Here is a 20,445-nt window from a genome sequence, read left to right as displayed (position 1 = left end):
GCCGATATTCTCAAGGGCTGCTTTGCCGCGTGGCCCTCACCTCCGCAGACGGCGCCCGCGCGGCCCGCAGAGAACCCGAAGGGCGCGACTTGGACTGGCATCTCATCGTCTTTGAAGTGATCGACATGCGGTCGTTTTCGAACCTGTGGTTCTGGATCGCGCTGGCGGTCATGTGGTCGAGCGCCAGCCACTGGGTTCTGGGCGTGCCGTTCGACATGGTGGGCCGGGCGCGCAAGCACGGCGGCCAGTCCGAAATCGACCTCGAGGATATGGTGCGCATCAACGCCAACCGCATCCTTTTCATCGCCTCCGAAGCGGGGCTGTGGATCCTGGCCTTCGCCTGTTTCGTGCTGACCGCGCTGGCGGTCCTGGGCTTTGTCTACTGGGTCGAGATGGCGCAGGCGGTGTTCTTTCTGTCCTTCCCGATGGCCATCGTCGCCTTGCTGAGCGTCGCCACCGCGCACCGCATCCGCGAAGAGGGGGCGCAGGGCGCGCTGTTGCACAAGCGGCTGGGGCGGCAGCGCATCTATACCCAGATCGTCGGCATGATTTCGATCTTCGTCACCTCGCTCTGGGGGATGTACCAGAACCTGTCGGCGAGCTTCCTGGGGATGTGACCCACGCGCGCGGGCGCTTGACCCCGCGCGGTTTCAGCGCCATGTGACCGGCCATGCCCGAGATGAAGCAGATTGTCATGGGCGGCGCGCCCGAAGGGTTCGACGCCCGCCTGATCCTGAAGGAAGCCGCCCGCGCGGGCGGCCCCGTGGTGCATGTGGCACGCGACGACAAGCGGCTGGCGCAGACCCGCGACGCGCTGGCCTTTTTCGCGCCCGACATGCCGGTCTTCAGTTTTCCGGGCTGGGATTGCCTCCCTTATGACCGGGTGTCGCCCAATGCCGACATCTCGTCCGCGCGCATGGCGACGCTGGCGGGGCTGGTGCACGGGATGCCCGGGGAGTTCGTGCTGCTGACCACGCTCAACGCCGCGACCCAGCGGGTGCCCGCGCGCGAGGTGCTGCGCGAGGCGGCGTTCACCGCCACGGTGGGCGGGCAGATCGACGAAGAGGCGCTGCGCAACTTTCTGGTGCGCATGGGCTTTTCCCAGGCCCCCACGGTGCTGGAGCCGGGCGATTACGCCATTCGCGGCGGCATCATCGACATCTATCCGCCGGGCGAGGGCGGGCCGGTGCGGCTCGATCTGTTCGGCGACATCCTGGACGGCGCGCGGCGCTTTGATCCGGCCACGCAGCGCACCACGGAAAAGCTCGAGGTGGTGGAGCTTGCGCCGGTGAGCGAGGTCATTCTGGACGAGGCCGCGATCACCCGGTTCCGGCAGAACTACCGCATCGAATTTGGCGCCGCAGGCACCGACGACCCGCTTTACGAGGCGGTGAGCGCGGGGCGCAAGCATCAGGGCATCGAACACTGGCTGCCGTTCTTTCACGACCGGCTTGAAACGCTGTTCGACTATCTGCCCGGCGCGACCGTGATGCTGGACGATCAAAGCACCCCGGTGCGGCTGGCGCGGTGGGACACCATCGCCGATCAGTACGAGACGCGGAAGCTGGCGATGCAAAGCAAGGGCCGCATGGACACGGTCTATAAACCCGCGCCGCCGGGGTTGCTGTATCTCGATGACGCGGCCTGGCAGGCGGCCTTGGGGGATCGTCGGGTGGTGCAGTTCAACCCGCTCCCGCAGGCCTCTGGCCCCGGTGTGGTGGATGCGGGCGGGCGCATCGGACGCAATTTCGCGCCCGAGCGGCAGCAGGAAAGCGTCAGCCTTTTCGGGGCCTTGGCGGCGCATGTGAAGGCGAAGATGGCCGAGGGGCCGGTGCTGATCGCGTCCTATTCCGAAGGCGCGCGGGAACGTCTGACCGGCCTCATCGAGGATGAGGGCCTGGCCGAGGCGATCCCGGTGCCCAACGGCACGCGGATCGGCAAGCGCGGGTTGCATCTGGCGGTCTGGCCGCTGGAGCATGGGTTCGAAGGGCCGTGGAGCGAGGATGGCAAGAGCCGCCTCACCGTCATTTCCGAACAGGACGTGCTGGGCGACCGGCTGATCCGGTCCCCGAAGAAACGCCGCAAGGCCGAGAACTTCCTGACCGAAACGCAAAGCCTGTCGCCCGGTGATCTGGTGGTGCATGTGGATCACGGCATCGGGCGTTATCAGGGCATGGAGGTGATCACCGCTGCGGGCGCCGCGCATGAATGCCTTCTGCTGGAATATGCCGAAGGATCAAGGCTTTATCTGCCGGTTGAAAACATCGAACTGCTGTCGCGCTACGGCCATGAAGAGGGGCTGCTGGACCGTCTGGGCGGCGGTGCGTGGCAGGCCAAGAAGGCCAGACTCAAGGAACGTATCCGCGAGATTGCCGACAGGCTCATTCGCATCGCCGCCGAACGGGCGCTGCGCACCGCGCCGGTCATGGACCCGCCGCCGGGGTCATGGGATGCGTTTTCGGCGCGCTTTCCCTATCAGGAAACCGACGATCAGCTGCGCGCGATCGAGGATGTTATGGCCGACATGCATTCTGGCCAGCCGATGGACCGGCTGATCTGCGGCGATGTCGGCTTTGGCAAGACCGAGGTCGCGATGCGTGCAGCCTTTGTCGCGGCGATGTCGGGCGTGCAGGTCGCGGTGATCGCGCCGACCACGCTGCTGGCGCGCCAGCACTACAAGGGCTTTGCCGAGCGGTTTCGGGGATTTCCCATTCAGGTCAAACCCTTGTCGCGCTTCGTGTCGGCAAAGGATGCACAGGCCACCCGCGACGGGCTGGCACGCGGCACCGTCGATATCGTGGTGGGGACGCATGCGCTGCTCGCCAAGGGCATCCGCTTTCACAACCTTGGCCTGTTGATCATCGACGAGGAACAGCATTTCGGCGTTACCCACAAGGAGCGGCTGAAACAGCTGCGCACCGACATCCACGTGCTGACCCTGACAGCGACGCCGATCCCGCGCACGCTGCAACTGAGCCTGACCGGCGTGCGCGATCTGTCGATCATCGGCACGCCGCCCGTCGACCGGCTGGCGATCCGCACCTATGTCAGCGAATTCGACGCCGTGACCATCCGCGAAGCGCTGCTGCGCGAACATTACCGCGGCGGGCAGTCGTTCTTTGTGGTGCCGCGTATCAGCGACCTGCCCGAGATCGAGGAGTTCCTGCGCGATCAGGTTCCCGAGGTCAGCTATCTGGTGGCGCATGGCCAGATGGCAGCGGGCGAGCTGGACGACCGCATGAATGCTTTCTATGACGGCAAATTCGATGTGCTGCTGGCGACCACAATCGTGGAATCGGGGCTGGATATTCCCACCGCCAACACGATGATCATCCATCGCGCGGACATGTACGGGCTGGCGCAGCTTTACCAGATCCGGGGCCGGGTGGGGCGCTCAAAAACCCGCGCCTATGCCTATCTGACCACCCAGCCGCGCAAGAAACTGACGGCGACGGCGGAAAAGCGGCTGCGGGTGCTGGGATCGCTCGACACGCTGGGGGCGGGCTTCACGCTGGCCAGCCAGGATCTCGACATTCGCGGCGCGGGCAACCTTCTGGGCGAGGAACAGTCCGGCCAGATGCGCGATGTGGGCTATGAGCTTTACCAGTCGATGCTGGAGGAGGCGATTGCCAAGATCCGCGCGGGCGAGATGGAGGGGCTGGCCGAGGCCGACGATCAATGGGCACCGCAGATCAATCTGGGCGTGCCGGTGCTGATCCCCGAGGAGTATATTCCCGACCTCGACGTGCGGCTGGGCCTGTACCGGCGGCTGTCGTCGCTGACGACGAAGGTGGAGTTGGAAGGCTTTGCCGCCGAACTCATCGACCGGTTTGGCAAGCTCCCGCGCGAGGTCAACACGCTGCTCCTGGTCGTGCGGATCAAGGCGATGTGCAAGAAGGCCGGGATTGCCAAGCTCGACGGTGGGCCGAAAGGGGCGACGATCCAGTTTCACAACGACAAATTCGCCTCGCCCGAAGGGTTGGTGGAATTCATTAAGGCGCAGGACGGGCTGGCCAAGGTCAAGGACAACAAGATCGTTGTGCGGCGCGATTGGAAACGCGACAAGGACAAGATCCAGGGCGCTTTTGCCATCGCCCGCGATCTGGCCGAAAAGGCCGGGGCGATCAAGCTGCGCAAAGACGCCTGAAACCTGGCAAGGCGTCTTGCGCGGTGGGCGTTTTTCTCAAGAAAAACGGGCCGGAATTCTTGAGAATTCCGGCTCCGGTCGGGTCAGGCGCGGCGGCGGCGGCCCCCGGCGCGGCGCCCGCCCGCACCGCCCTCGGCGGCACCTGCGACGCGGTTGAACTTGATCCAGTCGGCGCCCGACGGGTCATTGTCGGTCAGGAAGTTCGCGGCGCGGATCGCCTCCATCTCCTTGCCCGCGGTGGGTTTGGTCGAGCCAAGGCCGAACATCTGGCAGAACGCCTCGTCATCCATGTCCGCCGGCAGAACGATCCCCGCCGCTTCGACCTGAGCGCGCTTTTCGGCGATCTTGGTGGGCCCGACCGGCAGGGCGATGGGGTTCATGATGGCGCTGGTCATGCCGCAGGCCATGGCCATGGGCAGGAAGGCATTGTTGATGCCATGCCGGTTGGGCAGGCCGAAGCTGATGTTCGACGCGCCGCATGTGGTGTTCACGCCCAGCTCGTCGCGAAGACGACGCACGAGCGTAAAGACCTGCAGCCCGGCGGTCGACATCGCGCCGATCGGCATGACCAGCGGATCGACCACGATGTCATGCGCGGGAATGCCGAAATCGGCTGCACGCTCGACGATCTTCTTGGCGACGGCGAACCGGACCTCGGGGTCTTCGGAAATACCGGTGTCGTCATTCGAGATGGCCACCACCGGCACATTGTATTTCTTGACCAGAGGCAGCACCAGTTCGAGCCGCTCTTCCTCACCGGTGACGGAGTTCAGCAGCGGCCGACCTTCGCAGGCTTCAAGCCCCGCTTCCAGAGCACCGGGGACCGAGCTGTCGATGCAGATCGGCACGTCCACGACCGCCTGCACACGCTTGATCAGTTCCGGCATCAGCATCGGTTCGACAAAGTTGTTGTCGGCATAGCGCGGATCTTCGGCCATCTTGTTGGAAAAGACCGCGCCCGAGTTCACATCAAGCACGGTCGCACCGGCGGCGACCTGCGCGATGGCATCGGCCTCGACCCGGGAAAAATCGTCCTGCTCAAGCTCGGCGGCGAGGATCTTGCGGCCCGTCGGGTTGATGCGTTCGCCGATGACGCAAAAGGGCTGATCGAAGCCGATGATGGCGGTTTTGGTTTTCGATTCAACGATCGTGCGGGTCATTCGGTGGGTGCTCCTTGGGTGATGTTCCGGGCCGCCAGAAGGGCGGGCAGGGCAGGGTCTGTGAAATCGGCGATGCTGGCGTCGGCGCCCGCGGCACGCAGGGCCGCATCGTCCAGCGACGAGCGCAGCCCGATGGTGCGCGCGCCCGCGGCTTTGGCGGCTTTTACCCCCGATGGGCTGTCTTCGAAAGCGATGCTTTGGTGGGCGGTCACCTTCAGCGCCTGCATCGCTGCCAGATAGGGGGCGGGGTCGGGTTTGCCGCGCGCGCATTCGTCACCGATGATCACGGTTGCGAACCGGTCGGCAAGGCCGATGGCGGCCAGCATGGCCCGGGCATTCCGGCGCGGCGCGTTGGTCACCACGGCGACAGGCCAGCCCATGTCATCGGCGCGGTCCAGCAATGGCAGAAGGCCGGGCGTCGGTCGCGCCTGGTCGCCCAAACGCGCGCGAAAAGCGGCCTCTTTCGCGTCGGACAGCGCATGTGGATCCTCGTCGGGGAAATGTTCGCTGAAGATGTCGACGTTCTGCCGCCCGTGGATTTCGCGCAGATAGAACGCCTCGTCGATGTCGCGCCCGCGCTCTGCAAAGAGGTCGACAAAGACCTCCGCATGCAGCGGATCGGAATGCAGCAGGGTGCCGTCAAGGTCGAAGAGAAGCGCCAGGTGCATACCGATCCTTTGTCGCCTCAGCCGCCGGTGCGCGCTGCGGGCACGCCCGCCGCACCGCCGTTGGCCATGGCCCATTCGGCGCAGGTCTTGATGCCGCCCAGCGGGAAGAAATGCACGGATTCGATGTTGAAATCCGGATGCGCCGCCTTGTGCGCCGCCAGCTTGGCCAGCACGTCGGTGGGCTCGTAGGGCAGCAGCAGCTTGGTCACGTCCATCGCGCGCTTTTGCAGGACCTTCAGCGACGGGCCGACACCGCAGGCGATGGCGAATTTGATCAGCGTCTGCAACTTGGCGGGGCCCGCGATGCCGATATGGACGGGCAGGGTGATGCCCTCGGCCCGCAGCCGGTCGGCCCAGCGGATGATGGGGTCCGCGTCAAAGGCGAACTGCGTGGCCAGCGCCATCTGCGCATCGGTCCGCGCGGAAAACGCCTGCTTCCAGCGCAGCGCGTCCATGACGTTCTTGTCGGTGCCGTCAAGATCGATGTCGCGGTTGCCCTCGGGGTGGCCGGCGACATGCAGCCGGGTGAATCCGGCCTGATCGAAAAGCCCGGTTTCGAGCAACTGCATCGACGAATGGAAATCGCCCGCGGGGGTCGCGACGCCACCGGCCAGCAGAAGCGCCTGTTTCACATCCGCCTCGCCCTGATAGCGCGCGATCCAGTCGGCCAGCGTGGCGCGGTCCTTGATGATGCGCGCCGGGAAATGCGGCATGACCTTGTAGCCGTCGGCGTTGAGCCGCTTGGCGGTCGCGACCATGTCTTCGATCGGGGTGCCGTCGATATGGGCGATGTAGACGCGGGTGCCTTCGGGCAGCAGGGCGCGGAAATCCTCGACCTTCTCTGCGGTGCGGGGCATCACCTCGATGGAATAATCCTGCAGGAAGTGTTCCACCTGACCGTTCGAGACTTGCGGCGTCTCACGCCGTTTGAAGTTCAGCAGTGTCATCACACTCTCCCACAGTCGCATCGGGCGGTTATGCCCATCCATCGTTGGCGATCAGGGCCTTGATCCGGTCCTGATCATACTCCGCATCCAGCCGCGCGGCCTCGGATTTGGCCACATCGTCCTGGTCACCGTCCACCGGGTAGGGCGGCGCCTTGCGCCACTCTGCCAGGTAGTCATCCGTACCCGCCGCACCGGTCTTCATCGCGGCGCGGTCGATGGCCTGCTCGAACCGTTCGGGCAGTTGCACCTTCGCCCCGCGACGCCCCTTGCCCACGATCACCTGGGCCGGGATATCGCGCCAGTAGACGATGGTGACGTCGGGCATGAATGATTCCTCTTCGGGTCCGGTTTCGCCCTGTCTAGTGCGAAGCCCCGGTGGGTCAGGGTTCGTTTTCGACAGGTGCAATGCGTGTTGCGACCTGTCCAGCATAGGGGCAGGGCGTCCAAGGTACCACAGCAACCCACCCTCATAGTTCTAACGCAGAACATGAAGACCATTCATGCCGGTGCCGGACGTTGTGCGCTGGGGCTATCAGGGTTATGCTTTGCGTAACAAAAAAGAGATAGGCCAGAGCAGGTCATGGTAATCGCCGTCGAGTCCCACAAGATCGCCTATATGGCGTTGCCCAAGGCCGGGTGCTCTTCGGTCAAGGCGGCGCTGGCGCGTGTGGACCCCGACGTGACCCTGCCGCCCGAGGACAAGATCGACGTCCACACCTGGCACGCGATCTATCCCACCCGGCGCTTTCGCCCGCACCGCTGGCAGGCCTATGCCGATTACTGGCGCTTTGCGGTGGTCCGTGATCCGGTCAAGCGGCTGATGTCGGTCTATACAAACCGCGTCGTTGAATTCCGCGATCTGCACAACTGCCGCTCGATCCTGCGCGGGCGCGTTGACCTGCCCAAGGATCCGGACCCGGATTTCTTCTTTTCCAACCTGCAGGCCTATTGCGAGGCTTCGTCGATCATCAAGCATCATTGCCTGGGCGCCAAGCTGTTCCTGGGCCCAAAGCCGCTGCGTTACGACCGGATCTACCGGACCGAGGATCTGGGCCAGCTGCCCGCCGACCTAGAGCGGATCACCGGGCAAGCGGTGACCCTGCCGCGCGAGAACAAGAGCGGTGAAAGGCTGCAGATCGACGATCTGAAATACGGCACCGTTCGGAAACTGCGCGCCTTTCTGGACGACGAATACAGCTATCTGTCGGGATATTACGACAATCCGCTCTAGCGGCATGCGATCGGAACTTGCGGCAAGGGCGGCGGCTGCGTATCCTGTGTGCAACAAAGATATCGGAAAAGGCGCAAAGACATGGCGCCAAAGCGTCCCAAAGGTGCGGGCGCGTTCCCGAAACCGGTTGAGAGCCCCGCGCCCGACAGCCCGGATCCGAACCAGCTTTATGCTGCGCTGGATCTGGGAACGAACAGTTGCCGCATGCTGATTGCCCAACCCAAGGGCAACCAGTTTCACGTGGTCGACAGCTTCTCCAAATCCGTGCAGCTGGGCGCAGGTCTTGAACGCACCGGACGGCTGAGCCGTGGATCGATGGGGCGCACCATCGCCGCACTCAAGGTCTGCCAGCAGAAGATCAAGCGGCACAACGTGCGCCGCATGCGCCTCGTCGCGACCGAAGCCTGCCGCCGCGCCGCCAATGCGCGCGAGTTCATCCGCCAGGTGCGCCGCGACACCGGCCTGCAGCTCGAGATCATCCAGCCCGAGGAAGAGGCGCGGCTGGCTGTCATCTCCTGTGCGCCGCTGGTCAGCACCAAGACCGACCAGCTGCTGGTGGTCGATATCGGCGGCGGATCGACGGAACTGGTGTGGATCGACATCTCGTCGGTGCCGCACCGCGACCGGCCCAAGGCGATCATGCGGCTGCATGCCGGCTTTCATCCGCCCGAAAGCCCGTTTCCCGCCGCCAAGGTCGTCGACTGGATTTCCGTGCCGCTGGGGGTGGCGACGCTGCGCGACCAGTTCTCGGATGTGGAGGATGACGCCGCGCGCTACGCGCTGATGTCGTGGTTCTTTGAGGAAAACCTCGCAGAATTCGCGCCGTACAAGGACGAACAGACCCGCGAGGGCTTCCAGATCGTCGGCACCAGCGGCACGGTCACGACGGTGGCGGCCTCGCATCTGGGGCTGCGCCGCTATGACCGGACCAAGGTCGACGGGCTGCGCATGACCAGCGACCAGATCGAGACGGTGATCGCGAAATACCTGGAACTGGGCCCCGCCGGGCGCCGCCGCGACCCGCGCATCGGGCAGGACCGGCAGGCGCTGATCATGTCGGGGGCGGCGATCCTGCAGGCGCTGTTGCGCTGCTGGCCCACCGACCGGCTGTCGGTGGCCGACCGCGGTCTGCGCGAAGGCTTGCTTTACGCGCAGATGTCGGCGGACGGGGTGCTCGAGGACGGGCCGTTCTGAGGCTACGGCATGTGCCGCAGGCTCAGGCGGTGCTGCTCAGGATCTCTGAAAATCCGCCGAACATCATGCGTTTGCCGTCGAATGGCATCTCGCCCATGTCGTCGGCTTCCATCATCTTGCCCCAGGCGGTGTCGCGAATCTCTTTCGACGGCCAGATCACCCAGCCTGCGGCCACGCTTTCACCCTCTTCAAGCTTGACGGCCAGGGGCAGCGACGTGAGCTTGCCATCGGGCACGTCGTCGCCCCACAGGTCCACCACCTGGGTCGCCCCCAGATCCAGCATCATCTTTTGCGTGGCCTCGACAAAGGCGTCGTAATCAGCGCGCTTTTCGTTGGCGATCGGGGCGAGAAAAATGTCGTAGTAGGCCATTGGACCCTCCGAATGGAATGTTGTATGTTCAAATTAAGATGCGATTGGTTCAAAAAAGCAACTACTAATTTCGGACACGGCACAAGCAGGCGGAATGGCACGCAAAAAACCTTATGACGATGGCTGTGCGACGGCCCATGCGCTGGATCTGATCGGCGAACGCTGGGCGCTCTTGGTGGTGCGCGAGCTGATGCCGGGGCCGCTGCGATTCTCGGATATCAAGGCCGCGCTGCCGGGCATCAGCTCAAACATTCTGACCACCCGGTTGGGCGAACTCGAGGCGGGCCATATCCTGCGGCGCGAGGTGCTGCCGCCACCGATTTCGGTGCCGGTCTATGCGCTGACCGACTGGGGGCGCGAGCTCAAGCCACTGATCATGCAGCTGGGGGCCTGGGCGGTGCGCTCGCCGACGCTGCGGCAGGGCAAGCCGATGAGCGTCGCATCGATCCTGATGTCGTTCGAGACGATGTTCGACCCGGCCGCCGCCGGCCAGTCAGACATGACGGTGCAACTGGTGCTGGAAGGCCGGCCGTTTGTGGCGCGGATCGCCAATGGCACATTCACGGTGCAGCCGGGCGCGGCAGCGCAGCCGGACCTGTGCCTGACCGGCGATCCCACCGCGCTGGCCTCGGTCATCTATAGCGGCGTCGCGCCAGAGCAGGCAGAGGGCGTGGCGGTGGAGGGCGGCACGGACAGTCTGGCGCGCTTTGCCGCGCTCTTTACCCTGCCCGAGCCGTGGGCCCTCGAATAACCGACCCACTGGCACAATCGGCCCGGGCGGCGTATGGCTGAGACAGGCAGAACGGAACGGACCCATGGCGAAAGATCCCAGCGGCAAGAACACCTCGGGGCGCGGGCAGCGCGACCTCAAGGTCAAGGTGAAATCCGCCCGCGGGCGCAAGCTCAGTTCAACCCGCTGGCTGCAGCGGCAGCTGAACGACCCTTATGTGAAGCGTGCCCAGGCCGAGGGATATCGCGGTCGTGCGGCCTACAAGATCCTGGAACTGGATGAAAAGTACCGCTTTCTCGTCCCCGGCGCGCGAGTCGTCGATCTGGGCTGTGCGCCCGGCGGCTGGTGTCAGGTGGCGGTCAAGCGGGTGAATGCGCTGGGGGAAAAACAGGGCAAGGCGGTGGGCCGGGTCCTGGGCATTGACCTGCAAGAGGTCGACCCGATCCCCGGCGCGGAGATCCACGTGCTCGATTTCCTGGACGACGGGGCCGACGATCAGGTCAAGGCGTGGCTCGACGGCCCTGCGGATGTTGTCATGTCCGACATGGCCGCGTCCTCATCCGGGCACAAGCAGACCGACCATCTGCGCATCATCAACCTTTGCGAAACCGCCGCCTATTTCGCCTTCGACGTGCTGGTCGAGGGCGGCACCTTCGCCGCCAAGGTGCTGGCTGGGGGGGCCGAGGGCGAGTTGCAGAAGCTGCTGAAACAGCGCTTTGAAAAGGTCGTGAACGTCAAGCCGCCGGCCTCCCGGTCGGACAGTTCCGAAAAGTTCGTGGTCGCGATGGGGTTCCGCGGCTAGCGCCGTCGCTCAGCGTTCCGGCAGCAGGCCGCGCGGGCTGAACCGCAGCACCAGCAGCAGGATCACCCCCATGGTCAAAAGCCGCATGTGCTGCACCGAATCCTGCAGATGCGCCTTGAGCCAGGACCCGTCCGCCATGCCTGCGGTCACCAGGTTCATAACGGTCTGCCCGATGGGTTCGACCTGCACCCAGAGGAACCAGATCAGGAACCCGCCCAGCACCGCGCCGAAGTTGTTGCCCGATCCGCCGACAATCACCATCACCCAGATCAGGAAGGTATAGCGCAGCGGTTGGTAGGTGCCCGGCGTCAACTGCCCGTCGAGCGTGGTCATCATCGCGCCCGCAATGCCGCAGACAGCCGAGCCCAGCACGAAAATCTGCAGATGGCGACGCGTCACGTCCTTGCCCATGGCGCGGGCGGCGGTTTCGTTGTCGCGAATGGCGCGCATCATCCGGCCCCAGGGCGATTTCAGTGCCAGCTGCGCCAGCACCAGCAGAATGACCAGCACCACGGCAAAAAACACGCCATACCCCAGTTTCACATAGAGCGTTGAGGCGGTCGTCGCATCCACGCCCAGATCGGCGGCGCGCTGCACGAAGTCGGGATCGTTCTGCAGGTCGATCTCGTAAGGCACGGGGCGGGGCAGGCCGATGACGTTCTTGACCCCGCGCGCCAGCCAATCCTCGTTCTTGATGACGGCGATGATGATCTCGGCAATCCCCAGCGTCGCGATGGCCAGATAGTCCGACCGCAGCCCAAGCGCGGCCTTGCCGATGAGCCAGGCCACGCCGGCGGCCAACACACCACCCACCGGCCAGGCCAGCAGCACCGGCAGACCCAGACCGCCCAGATATCCGGTGGCGGCGGAATCCACCGCCTCGACCGCTGCAACACCTGGATCAAAGACCGCGCGGAAGGCAAAGAACCCGACGATCAGGATCGCCGCAACCGCCCAGCCGTGCCAGCGCCCGGACAGCCGTTTCCACACGAGGATCGCCAGCACCATCGTCAGCGCGCCGACCGCAAGCCCCGCCAGCAGGCGCAGGCCCCCCGCACTCCAGGCGGCGGCGACCGGCGGCATCGACACCAGCACCGTCGCCAGCCCGCCAAGCGCCACGAAGCCCATGACCCCCACGTTGAAAAGCCCCGCAAAGCCCCATTGCAGGTTGACCCCCAGGGCCATCACCGCACTGACCAGCCCCATGTTGAGGATCAAGAGCGCCGAGTTCCAGCTTTGCACGATGCCCGTGCCCAGGATCAGCACCGCCACTAGCGCAAAAAGCGCAAACGTCCGCATACGCCCGGTCATACCGATTTCCCCTGAAACAGGCCCGTTGGTTTGAACAAAAGCACGATCAACAGGATCACGAAGCTGACCGCGAATTTGTAGTCAGTTGACAGCAACTGCACGAGGCCATCCGGCTCCAGCGCCTCGGGCAGGGCGTGGCCCAGGACCTTCTTCCAGGCATAGGTGATCCCGACCTCGGAAAAGGCGATGACAAAGCCGCCCGCGATGGCCCCCAGCGGGCTGCCAAGACCGCCGACGATGGCGGCGGCAAAGATCGGCAGCAAAAGCTGGAAGTAAGTGAAGGGCTTGAAGCTTTTGTCCAGCCCGTAAAGCACGCCCGCGATGGTCGCCAGCGCCGCCACGATCAGCCAGGTGACCATGACCACCTTTTCCGGATTGATGCCCGAGAGCAACGCCAGATCCTCGTTGTCGGAATAGGCGCGCATGGACTTGCCGGTGCGGGTGCGGTTCAGGAACCAAAAAAGCGCCGCCACCACGATCACCGCCGTGACCACGGTGATGCCTTGGGTCGTGCGGATCGCCAGCCCTTCGTCCAGGCCGGTCAGATTGCGGAATTCGCGCGCATTGATGATGAACCGCGCCCCGTCCGAGAAATTCTGATCGTCCGGCCCGATGACAAAGCGCGTGAGGCCGTTATAGACGAACATCACCCCCATCGAAACGATCACCAGAATGACCGGCTTGGCCTTCTGCGCGCGGTAAAAGCGATAGACCATCCGGTCCGTCAAAAGCACCAGCGCCGCCGCGCCGGCGATGCCGAACGGGATCGCCAAAAGCGCCGTCGGCAGCGGCCCAAGGCTCAGCCCCATGCTCTGAAACCCCCAGGTGACCAGGATCGCCACCATCGTACCGAAGGCCATCGTGTCGCCATGGGCAAAGTTGGAAAACCGCAGGATGCCGTAGATCAGCGTCACCCCCAGCGCCCCCAGGGCGAGTTGCGAGCCATAGGCGATGGCCGGGACCAGCACGAAATTCGCCAGCGCCACAAAGGCGTTCAGCAGGTCCATATCACTCTCCCTCGCAGGTGCCGAGGTAGGTCACCACCATCGGCCCGTCGATGTAATGCACGCTGTAGCGCGCCGCCCCTTCGGCATTGACCGTCAGCAGATGCCGCGCCTCGAATGTGCCGCCCGACAACGACATCGCGCCGCTGTCCTGCACGCCCAGCATCTCGACCGTGCCCGCATCGCTGATCAGGCGGGTGCGCAGGACCATGCTTTGCATGTCCATCCCGCCCGCATCGCCCTGCAGGGTGATGTCGAACCCGGTGTCGGTGCAGCTTTCGGCTTCGTAACATTCGGTGCTGAAGGTACAGGTACGGTCGATCAGAACTTGCGCCGGTGCCGTGTCGATGGTCAGCTGACCCTGGCCCTGCTGCTGGCCGCCGCGCTGCGGGGAAAAGCCCTGCCCAAAGGCCGGGGCGGCCGCCAGGGCCAGCGCCAGAAGCGTCAGTTGTCGCATCATTCCACATCCTCGCATGTGCCGGTCAGCGCCAGGCCCAGGGCCTGATCGGTCATCTTGGCCGCGCCATCGGCCTCGATCACCAACAGCGCCGAGCCGCCTTGCCGGTTTTCCGCCCAGAAGCCGCGCACGCCGCCCTGCATCAGAAACGGCTCCGCCACGTATCGCACCCCGTCCTGCGTGACATAGCTGCGCACCTGCCGCGGCGGCTCGTTGGGGCTGGTGGCCGGGGCGAACTGTCGGCGGTCGATCTCGAACCGCAGGCGGCTTTCTACCGCGGCGTCTTCGGCCTGCAGGGTGCAGTCCAGCACGTCGCCAAGGGCGGGCAGGGGGGCGATGGCCAGGATAAGCGCGACCAGTCTCATCCGCCCAGAAAGCTCCGCCGCACGTCCGGATCGGCCAGCAGCGCGCTGCCGGTGTCGGTGAAGGCATTGCGTCCCTGCACCAGCACATACCCCTTGTCGGCGATCTGCAGCGCCTGGCGTGCATTCTGTTCGACCATCAGGATCGAAATGCCGGTGCGCGCCACCTCGATGATCCGGTCGAAAAGTTCGTCCATCACGATCGGGCTGACCCCTGCGGTCGGTTCGTCCAGCATCAGCACCTGCGGCCGGGTCATCAGCGCGCGGCCCACCGCCACCTGCTGGCGCTGGCCGCCCGACAGCTCCCCCGCAGGCTGACGGCGCTTTTCCTTGAGGATCGGGAAAAGATCAAAGACCTGCGCCATGGTGCCGGAAAAATCGTCCTGGCGGATGAACGCGCCCATCTCGAGGTTCTCCTCGACCGTCATCGAGGTGAAGATATTGCTGGTCTGCGGCACGAACCCCATGCCCTTGCCGACCCGCGCCTGCGGGCTGAGCCCGGTGATATCCTCGCCCCCCAGCCGCACCGCCCCTTCGCGCAGGTCCAGCATGCCGAACACCGCCTTCATCGCGGTGGATTTGCCGGCACCGTTGGGCCCGACGATCACGGCAATCTCGCCCTTGTCGACGGACAGGGTGCAGCCATGCAGGATATCTGCGCCGCGCCCGTAGCCGCCGGTCATGTTCTCGCCAATGAGATACGGCTCAGCCATGCGCGGCGCTCCCCCCTTCTTCGGTTTCCAATAACCTCGGAGAGCACGAGAGGCTGGCCTCTCGTATCGCGCAAGCGATCACGCGGCTCATGACACAGGCTCCTTGTTCTTGAGCCCGGTGCCCAGATAGGCCTCGATCACCGCCTCATCAGCCTTGATCTCGTCGATGGTGCCTTGCGAAAGCACCTTGCCCTCGGCCATGACGATCACCGGATCACACAGCCGCCCGATGAAATCCATGTCATGCTCGATCATGCAAAAGGTATAGCCGCGTTCGGTGTTGAGCCGCAGGATCGCGTCACCGATGGTGTTGAGCAGTGTGCGGTTCACGCCCGCGCCGACCTCGTCCAGGAACACGATGCGCGCATCGACCATCATCGTGCGCCCCAGCTCCAGCAGCTTTTTCTGCCCGCCCGAGAGGTTCCCGGCTTTTTCATCCTTGAGGTGCGAAATCGTCAGGAAATCAAGCACTTCATCGGCGCGCTTGAGCAGCGCCGCCTCTTCTTCGGCGATCCGGCCGCGGTGAAACCAGGCATTCCAGAGCGTTTCGCCCGACTGGCTGCCCGGCACCATCATCAGGTTTTCGCGGCAGGACATCGACGAAAATTCATGCGCAATCTGAAAGGTGCGCAGCAACCCCTTGTGAAATAAGGCGTGCGGCGGCAGGCCGGTGATATCCTCGCCCGCCATGGTCACACGCCCCGAGGTTGGTTCAAGAACGCCCGCGATCACGTTGAAAAGCGTGGTCTTTCCGGCGCCATTGGGGCCAACGAGCCCGGTGATCGACCCTTCGGCGATCTCAAGGCTTGCGCCGTCAACAGCGCGAAAGCCGCCGAAATGGCGGTGCAGGTTTTCGACCCTGATCACGGCGATATCCCTTCAAGAGCGCCTTTTTCGGCGCCTTTTTTCTTGTGATGTCGCGCAGCCCGGAACCTGCCGGGCTGCGCTGTTGTCAGTGTCGCTTAGCGGAAGTCCACCGTTTCGAAGGCGGAATCCTTGATGGTGTAGTAGCGGTAGGTGCCCGCCGCTTCGCCCGGACCGATCAGTTCCGCGTTGGTCGCGCCGACATAGTCGATATCGCCGCCCTCGGCGAGGATCTCGAGCGCCTTGCCCAACTCGCCCGGCAGGATCTTTTCCCCCGGCGCATTGGCCACGTCCAGCATGTTGGCGGCCACCGCTTCGGACGTCGCTTCGCCGCCGGCCATCATCGCCAGCGCAATGAGCGCCGCCGCGTCATAGCTTTCGCGGGTGAAGGACGATTCGCCGTTGATGCCCGCGGCTTCGGTGATCGACGCAAAGGCGTCCGCGCCTTCGCCCTCGCTCCACGGCACCGCCCCGAAAGAGCCTTCCATGCCGTCGCCCAGTTCGGCCAGCAGCGCATCGCCATACATGCCGTCACCCATCATGAAGGTGTCGAATGCGCCGGAGTCGAGCGCCGCCTGGATCATGCCCTTGCCGCCCGAATCCGAATAGCCCAGGACCACCAGGATATCGCCGCCGGCCGAGGCCAGCGCGCCGATTTCCGCGGAATAGTCGGCCTTGTTGTCCTCGTGCGGGGCGCTCAGCGTGACGGTGCCGCCGTTTTCCTCGAACGCGGCGATAAAGCTGTCGGACAGACCTTTGCCGTAGTCGTTGTTGGTGTAGGTCACCGCGACCTCGGAGATGTCCTTGTCCGCCAGAATGCTGGCCAGCACCACGCCCTGGCGCGCGTCGGACGGGGCGGTGCGGAAGAACAGCCCGTTATCCTCTGCGGTGGAAAGAGCCGGCGACGTGGCCGAGGGCGACACCATCGGGATTCCGTTGGCGACCGCGACGTTCGACAGGACAGCCCCCGTCACGCCCGAGCAATCCGCGCCCATGATCGCGACCACGCCATCGGTGGTAACCAGCCGTTCGGCGGCGGCGGTGGCGGCGGCGGCATCGACACAGGTCGAATCCGCGCGCACCGGGACCAGCGTCACGCCGTCCAGGAACTTGCCGCTGTCGTTGATTTCCGTCATCGCCAGTTCGGCGCTGCTGGCCATCATCGGGGTCAGCGATTCAATCGGCCCGGTAAAGCCAAGGATCACCCCGATCTTGGCTTCGGACGCGTGACCGGCGGCAAAGGCCGCGGTCGTCGTAAGAGCGGTGGCCGCCGTGGCCATCAGCATCTTTTTCATGTCAGTCTCCCTTGTTGGAACGTATGTTCGCCGCGCAGATTAGACGCGCCCCTTAAAAATGAAAAGTGCCATGTATAAGGGGTTTGCGGCCAGAATGGGCTTTGCAGATCGCTTTACGCGTGGGAAGCTGCGGGCGATTTGCAAAATGGAGATTTGTCATGCGCCGATGCCTTGCCGCCGTTCTGGTCCTGTTTCTGGCGGGATCGGCCGCCGCGCAGTCGAACGGCGTGTTCGACAGTTACCAGGACCTGCGCGGCAAGCTGGACCAGATGATGCTGGAACGCCGCGTGGGGGATGCGCTTTTCGCCTTTGGCGGTGGCGACGAATACACGCCCGACCAGCTGCGCGAGCTGGATGAAAAGGTCGCGGGGATCTATCCGCAGAACTTCACCGACGTGGCGATGATCCGCACCGGTGCGCTGCAGAACGGCTGGCGGCAAGAGCTGATCGGCTACTGGAACGACACCAGCTATATCTACGCGTACCTGCTGCTGCACGAACAGCCCGACCGGATCGTCGCGGTGAAATTCCAGTTCAACAGCGATTTCGCACCGCTCAACGGCAACTTCTGACGCGCGGCGTCAGACCGACAGCCGTGTCGCGTGGCTGCCGCGCTCACGGTAGGGGGTGGTGTCGTAATGCGCCCGGTAGCATTTGGAAAAATGCGACGGGCTGGCAAAGCCGCAGGCCAGCGCCACGTTGATCACGCTCATGTCGGTCTGCATCAAGAGGTTGCGCGCCTTCTGCAGACGCAGTTCCATGTAGTAGCGCTTGGGTGAGCGGTTGAGGTAGCGACGGAAGAGGCGTTCCAGCTGCCGCGTCGACATGCCCACCTCGGAGGCCAGCACGGAAGGGCTGATCGGCTCTTCGACATGCGCCTCCATCATGTGGATGACCTGGCTCAACTTCGGGTGCCGCACGCCGATGCGGGTGGGCACCGACAGCCGCTGGGTGTCCTGGTCGGTTCGGATCGACGAATAGATCAGCTGATCGGCCACTGCATTGGCCAGATCCTCGCCGTGATCGTCGGCGATGATGGTAAGCATCAGGTCGATCGACGAGGTGCCGCCCGCCGTGCTCATCCGGTTGCCATCGACCACGAAGACCGATTTGGTCAGGATCACATCCTCGAATTCCTCGGCAAAGCTGTCCTGATTCTCCCAGTGAATGGTCGCTTTCTTGCCATCGAGCAGCCCGGCGCGGGCCAGCGTGTAGCTTGCCGTGCACAGCCCGCCCATGCGCAGGCCGCGCCGCGCCTCGCGCCGCAGCCAGTTCAGCATGCGCTTGGTCGTGCCGTCCTGCACGTCGATGCCGCCGCAGACCATCAGCGTATCGTCACGGCTGAGTTCGGGCAGATCGCTGTCCAGCTTGAACTGCGTGCCCGCCGAACACGACACCGTATCGCCGCCTTCGCCGGTGACGGTCCAGCTGTAGATTTCCTTGCCCGCCATGCGGTTGGCGATGCGCAGCGCGTCCACCGCGGCGGCGAAGCACAAAAGCGTGAATTGCGGCAGCAGGACAAAGACGAACCGACGCTTCTTGGCGGAGGTGTCGATCTTGGTCGGGGGCGTCTTCTTGTCCATTTAACTGAGTCCTTCTGCCGTCGCCCGCCGTCCAAGACTCGGGTGGCAGGGTTGCGGGACAGATGGTCAGAAGGGGCTTTGTGCGTCAAGTCATGTCGGATATTTCGCGTATGGTCATGCGGGCGGGTGTTTTGTATAGCTGGCCCTCGCTACCGCTAACGACCTTTCTGACCGGAGACAGCAAAATGACGACCGAGTGGCAAAAGACAACCTGGCGCAGCAAGCCTCGGGTGCAGATGCCCGACTATCTGGATACCGCAGAGCTGAACGCCGTCGAGGCGAAGCTTGCGAAATATCCGCCGCTGGTCTTCGCCGGTGAGGCGCGCACGCTGAAACGCGCCCTGGGGGCCGCGTCGCGCGGCGAGGCGTTTTTGCTGCAGGGCGGCGATTGCGCCGAGAGTTTTGAGCAGTTCAGCGCCAACGGCATCCGCGACACCTTCAAGGTGATGCTGCAGATGGCGATGGTCCTGACTTTCGGCGCCAAGGTGCCTGTGGTCAAGGTGGGCCGCATGGCCGGGCAATTCGCCAAGCCCCGTTCCGCCCCGACCGAGGTGGTCGATGGGCAAGAGCTGCCCAGCTACCGCGGCGACATCATCAACGAACTGGCCTTCACCCCCGAAGCGCGCATTCCCGACCCGCAGAAGATGTTGCAGGCCTACACCCAGGCGGCGGCAACGCTGAACCTGCTGCGCGCCTTTTCGACGGGCGGCTACGCGGATGTGCACCAGGTCCATGCCTGGACGCTGGGCTTTACCGAAGGTGAAAACGCCGCGAAGTACCGCGACATGGCCAACCGTATTTCCGACACGCTGGATTTCATGAAGGCGGCCGGGCTGGAAAGCGGCACCAATCACAACCTGCAGACGGTGGATTTCTACACCAGCCATGAATCGCTGTTGTTGGAGTATGAGGAGGCGCTCTGCCGTCTTGATTCCACCTCGGGCAAATGGCTGGCGGGATCGGGTCACATGATCTGGATCGGCGACCGCACGCGGCAGCCCGATGGCGCGCATGTGGAATTTGCCCGCGGCGTTATGAACCCCGTGGGGCTCAAGACCGGGCCGACCACCACCGCCGAGGACCTCAAGGTGCTGATGTCAAAGCTCAATCCCGAAAACGAGGCGGGCAAGCTGACGCTGATCGCGCGGTTCGGCGCTGGCAAGGTGGGTGAAAACCTGCCGCGGCTGATCAAGGCGGTGCGTGAAGAGGGGGCCAACGTCACCTGGGTCTGTGACCCGATGCACGGCAACACGATCAAGTCGTCCACGGGCTACAAGACCCGGCCGTTCGATGCGGTGCTGCGCGAGGTGCGCGACTTCTTCGCCGTGCACAAGGCCGAAGGCACGATCCCCGGCGGCGTGCATTTCGAGATGACCGGCGACGACGTGACCGAATGCACCGGCGGCGTGCGCGCTGTGACGGACGAGGATCTGAGCGACCGCTACCACACCGCCTGCGATCCGCGGCTCAACGCTTCGCAATCGCTGGAGCTGGCGTTCCTCGTGGCCGAGGAACTGACCGCGCTGCGCAGCGACCGGGCCGTCGCGGCGGGCTGAGATCCAAGAGACGCGAAACGCCCCGGGGGGATGACCCCGGGGCGTTTTTGT

Annotated in this window: 21 protein-coding genes; 8 read left to right on the top strand and 13 right to left on the bottom strand. The window is 64.5% G+C overall.

Translation table 11 applies throughout. The features are described 5' to 3' along the window. Positions 1-89 precede the first annotated feature (89 nt). Both ACOXXX_RS02305 and mfd read left to right on the top strand, forming a co-directional pair. Positions 90-617, top strand: a complete 528-nt coding sequence (locus ACOXXX_RS02305) for a component of SufBCD complex (protein WP_422824917.1) — start codon at positions 90-92, stop codon at positions 615-617. A gap of 53 nt (positions 618-670) precedes the next feature. Continuing rightward, a complete protein-coding gene (gene mfd / locus ACOXXX_RS02300) occupies positions 671-4,147 on the top strand; it encodes a transcription-repair coupling factor (RefSeq protein WP_422824916.1) in 3,477 nt (1,158 codons plus the stop codon). Positions 4,148-4,230: 83 nt separating this feature from the next. On the opposite strand, the gene ACOXXX_RS02295 is transcribed toward mfd, so the two are convergent. The 4 genes from ACOXXX_RS02295 to ACOXXX_RS02280 are packed head-to-tail and all read right to left on the bottom strand — an operon-like array spanning position 4,231 to position 7,247. Next, positions 4,231-5,307, bottom strand: coding sequence for a methyltetrahydrofolate cobalamin methyltransferase (locus ACOXXX_RS02295; protein ID WP_422824915.1), 1,077 nt, complete (start codon positions 5,305-5,307; stop codon positions 4,231-4,233). Beyond that, the gene (locus tag ACOXXX_RS02290; RefSeq protein ID WP_422824914.1) at positions 5,304-5,975 is read right to left on the bottom strand and encodes an HAD family hydrolase; all 672 of its coding nucleotides are present in this window, start codon (positions 5,973-5,975) and stop codon (positions 5,304-5,306) included. Before ACOXXX_RS02290 ends, ACOXXX_RS02295 begins: the two co-directional genes overlap by 4 nt. 17 nt (positions 5,976-5,992) lie before the next feature. Beyond that, entirely contained in the window at positions 5,993-6,922 is a 930-nt protein-coding gene (locus ACOXXX_RS02285) for a methylenetetrahydrofolate reductase (RefSeq protein WP_422824913.1), read from the bottom strand. 28 nt (positions 6,923-6,950) lie between these two features. Continuing rightward, a complete protein-coding gene (locus ACOXXX_RS02280) occupies positions 6,951-7,247 on the bottom strand; it encodes a virulence factor (RefSeq protein ID WP_422824912.1) in 297 nt (98 codons plus the stop codon). 255 nt (positions 7,248-7,502) lie between these two features. Between ACOXXX_RS02280 and ACOXXX_RS02275 the strand changes: the two genes are divergently transcribed. Further along, the gene (locus ACOXXX_RS02275) at positions 7,503-8,153 is read left to right on the top strand and encodes a sulfotransferase family 2 domain-containing protein (RefSeq protein ID WP_422824911.1); all 651 of its coding nucleotides are present in this window, start codon (positions 7,503-7,505) and stop codon (positions 8,151-8,153) included. An 81-nt stretch (positions 8,154-8,234) separates the two neighbouring features. Next, entirely contained in the window at positions 8,235-9,347 is a 1,113-nt protein-coding gene (locus ACOXXX_RS02270; RefSeq protein ID WP_422824910.1) for a Ppx/GppA phosphatase family protein, read from the top strand. Positions 9,348-9,369: 22 nt separating this feature from the next. On the opposite strand, the gene ACOXXX_RS02265 is transcribed toward ACOXXX_RS02270, so the two are convergent. Beyond that, on the bottom strand, positions 9,370-9,717 hold the full coding sequence (locus ACOXXX_RS02265; RefSeq protein WP_422824909.1) for a DUF1428 domain-containing protein: 348 nt from the start codon (positions 9,715-9,717) through the stop codon (positions 9,370-9,372). A 94-nt stretch (positions 9,718-9,811) separates the two neighbouring features. On the opposite strand from ACOXXX_RS02265, the gene ACOXXX_RS02260 reads away from it, so the two are divergent. Beyond that, the gene (locus tag ACOXXX_RS02260) at positions 9,812-10,468 is read left to right on the top strand and encodes a winged helix-turn-helix transcriptional regulator (RefSeq protein WP_422824908.1); all 657 of its coding nucleotides are present in this window, start codon (positions 9,812-9,814) and stop codon (positions 10,466-10,468) included. 64 nt (positions 10,469-10,532) lie between these two features. Then, positions 10,533-11,249 carry an RlmE family RNA methyltransferase gene (locus tag ACOXXX_RS02255; RefSeq protein ID WP_422824907.1) on the top strand — a complete coding sequence of 239 codons (717 nt, stop codon included), beginning with the start codon at positions 10,533-10,535 and terminating at the stop codon, positions 11,247-11,249. Positions 11,250-11,258: 9 nt separating this feature from the next. Here ACOXXX_RS02255 and ACOXXX_RS02250 read toward each other — a convergent pair whose 3' ends face one another. The 7 genes from ACOXXX_RS02250 to ACOXXX_RS02220 all read right to left on the bottom strand — a co-directional run bounded on the left by ACOXXX_RS02250 (position 11,259) and on the right by ACOXXX_RS02220 (position 17,255). Next, positions 11,259-12,548, bottom strand: a complete 1,290-nt coding sequence (locus ACOXXX_RS02250) for a branched-chain amino acid ABC transporter permease (RefSeq protein ID WP_422824953.1) — start codon at positions 12,546-12,548, stop codon at positions 11,259-11,261. A gap of 8 nt (positions 12,549-12,556) precedes the next feature. Beyond that, on the bottom strand, positions 12,557-13,567 hold the full coding sequence (locus ACOXXX_RS02245; RefSeq protein ID WP_422824906.1) for a branched-chain amino acid ABC transporter permease: 1,011 nt from the start codon (positions 13,565-13,567) through the stop codon (positions 12,557-12,559). 1 nt (position 13,568) lies between these two features. Beyond that, positions 13,569-14,024 carry a hypothetical protein gene (locus tag ACOXXX_RS02240; RefSeq protein WP_422824905.1) on the bottom strand — a complete coding sequence of 152 codons (456 nt, stop codon included), beginning with the start codon at positions 14,022-14,024 and terminating at the stop codon, positions 13,569-13,571. After that, complete coding sequence (locus ACOXXX_RS02235) at positions 14,021-14,386, bottom strand: hypothetical protein (RefSeq protein WP_422824904.1); 366 nt, start codon at positions 14,384-14,386, stop codon at positions 14,021-14,023. Before ACOXXX_RS02235 ends, ACOXXX_RS02240 begins: the two co-directional genes overlap by 4 nt. Continuing rightward, the gene (locus ACOXXX_RS02230; protein ID WP_422824903.1) at positions 14,383-15,096 is read right to left on the bottom strand and encodes an ABC transporter ATP-binding protein; all 714 of its coding nucleotides are present in this window, start codon (positions 15,094-15,096) and stop codon (positions 14,383-14,385) included. Before ACOXXX_RS02230 ends, ACOXXX_RS02235 begins: the two co-directional genes overlap by 4 nt. Positions 15,097-15,183: 87 nt before the next feature. After that, positions 15,184-15,963, bottom strand: coding sequence for an ABC transporter ATP-binding protein (locus ACOXXX_RS02225; protein WP_422824902.1), 780 nt, complete (start codon positions 15,961-15,963; stop codon positions 15,184-15,186). A gap of 95 nt (positions 15,964-16,058) precedes the next feature. Continuing rightward, positions 16,059-17,255, bottom strand: coding sequence for an ABC transporter substrate-binding protein (locus ACOXXX_RS02220; RefSeq protein WP_422824901.1), 1,197 nt, complete (start codon positions 17,253-17,255; stop codon positions 16,059-16,061). A gap of 158 nt (positions 17,256-17,413) precedes the next feature. On the opposite strand from ACOXXX_RS02220, the gene ACOXXX_RS02215 reads away from it, so the two are divergent. Beyond that, positions 17,414-17,827, top strand: coding sequence for a hypothetical protein (locus ACOXXX_RS02215; RefSeq protein ID WP_422824900.1), 414 nt, complete (start codon positions 17,414-17,416; stop codon positions 17,825-17,827). Positions 17,828-17,836: 9 nt separating this feature from the next. Here ACOXXX_RS02215 and ACOXXX_RS02210 read toward each other — a convergent pair whose 3' ends face one another. Further along, on the bottom strand, positions 17,837-18,838 hold the full coding sequence (locus ACOXXX_RS02210; RefSeq protein ID WP_422824899.1) for a GlxA family transcriptional regulator: 1,002 nt from the start codon (positions 18,836-18,838) through the stop codon (positions 17,837-17,839). Positions 18,839-19,023: 185 nt separating this feature from the next. Between ACOXXX_RS02210 and ACOXXX_RS02205 the strand changes: the two genes are divergently transcribed. Further along, entirely contained in the window at positions 19,024-20,394 is a 1,371-nt protein-coding gene (locus tag ACOXXX_RS02205) for a class II 3-deoxy-7-phosphoheptulonate synthase (protein ID WP_422824898.1), read from the top strand. Positions 20,395-20,445 lie beyond the last annotated feature (51 nt).

This window comes from Thalassococcus sp. BH17M4-6, assembly GCF_049323015.1.
Classification (GTDB): domain Bacteria; phylum Pseudomonadota; class Alphaproteobacteria; order Rhodobacterales; family Rhodobacteraceae; genus Puniceibacterium.
This window is presented reverse-complemented; position numbering and strand designations above follow the sequence as displayed.

Coding starts and splice junctions, on each gene's coding strand:
- mfd (WP_422824916.1), top strand. CDS start 671: ATGCCCGAGATGAAGCAGATTGTCATGGGCGGCGCGCCCGAAGGGTTC.
- ACOXXX_RS02295 (WP_422824915.1), bottom strand. CDS start 5,307: ATGACCCGCACGATCGTTGAATCGAAAACCAAAACCGCCATCATCGGC.
- ACOXXX_RS02290 (WP_422824914.1), bottom strand. CDS start 5,975: ATGCACCTGGCGCTTCTCTTCGACCTTGACGGCACCCTGCTGCATTCC.
- ACOXXX_RS02285 (WP_422824913.1), bottom strand. CDS start 6,922: ATGACACTGCTGAACTTCAAACGGCGTGAGACGCCGCAAGTCTCGAAC.
- ACOXXX_RS02280 (WP_422824912.1), bottom strand. CDS start 7,247: ATGCCCGACGTCACCATCGTCTACTGGCGCGATATCCCGGCCCAGGTG.
- ACOXXX_RS02275 (WP_422824911.1), top strand. CDS start 7,503: ATGGTAATCGCCGTCGAGTCCCACAAGATCGCCTATATGGCGTTGCCC.
- ACOXXX_RS02270 (WP_422824910.1), top strand. CDS start 8,235: ATGGCGCCAAAGCGTCCCAAAGGTGCGGGCGCGTTCCCGAAACCGGTT.
- ACOXXX_RS02265 (WP_422824909.1), bottom strand. CDS start 9,717: ATGGCCTACTACGACATTTTTCTCGCCCCGATCGCCAACGAAAAGCGC.
- ACOXXX_RS02260 (WP_422824908.1), top strand. CDS start 9,812: ATGGCACGCAAAAAACCTTATGACGATGGCTGTGCGACGGCCCATGCG.
- ACOXXX_RS02255 (WP_422824907.1), top strand. CDS start 10,533: ATGGCGAAAGATCCCAGCGGCAAGAACACCTCGGGGCGCGGGCAGCGC.
- ACOXXX_RS02250 (WP_422824953.1), bottom strand. CDS start 12,548: ATGCGGACGTTTGCGCTTTTTGCGCTAGTGGCGGTGCTGATCCTGGGC.
- ACOXXX_RS02245 (WP_422824906.1), bottom strand. CDS start 13,567: ATGGACCTGCTGAACGCCTTTGTGGCGCTGGCGAATTTCGTGCTGGTC.
- ACOXXX_RS02240 (WP_422824905.1), bottom strand. CDS start 14,024: ATGATGCGACAACTGACGCTTCTGGCGCTGGCCCTGGCGGCCGCCCCG.
- ACOXXX_RS02235 (WP_422824904.1), bottom strand. CDS start 14,386: ATGAGACTGGTCGCGCTTATCCTGGCCATCGCCCCCCTGCCCGCCCTT.
- ACOXXX_RS02230 (WP_422824903.1), bottom strand. CDS start 15,096: ATGGCTGAGCCGTATCTCATTGGCGAGAACATGACCGGCGGCTACGGG.
- ACOXXX_RS02220 (WP_422824901.1), bottom strand. CDS start 17,255: ATGAAAAAGATGCTGATGGCCACGGCGGCCACCGCTCTTACGACGACC.
- ACOXXX_RS02215 (WP_422824900.1), top strand. CDS start 17,414: ATGCGCCGATGCCTTGCCGCCGTTCTGGTCCTGTTTCTGGCGGGATCG.
- ACOXXX_RS02210 (WP_422824899.1), bottom strand. CDS start 18,838: ATGGACAAGAAGACGCCCCCGACCAAGATCGACACCTCCGCCAAGAAG.
- ACOXXX_RS02205 (WP_422824898.1), top strand. CDS start 19,024: ATGACGACCGAGTGGCAAAAGACAACCTGGCGCAGCAAGCCTCGGGTG.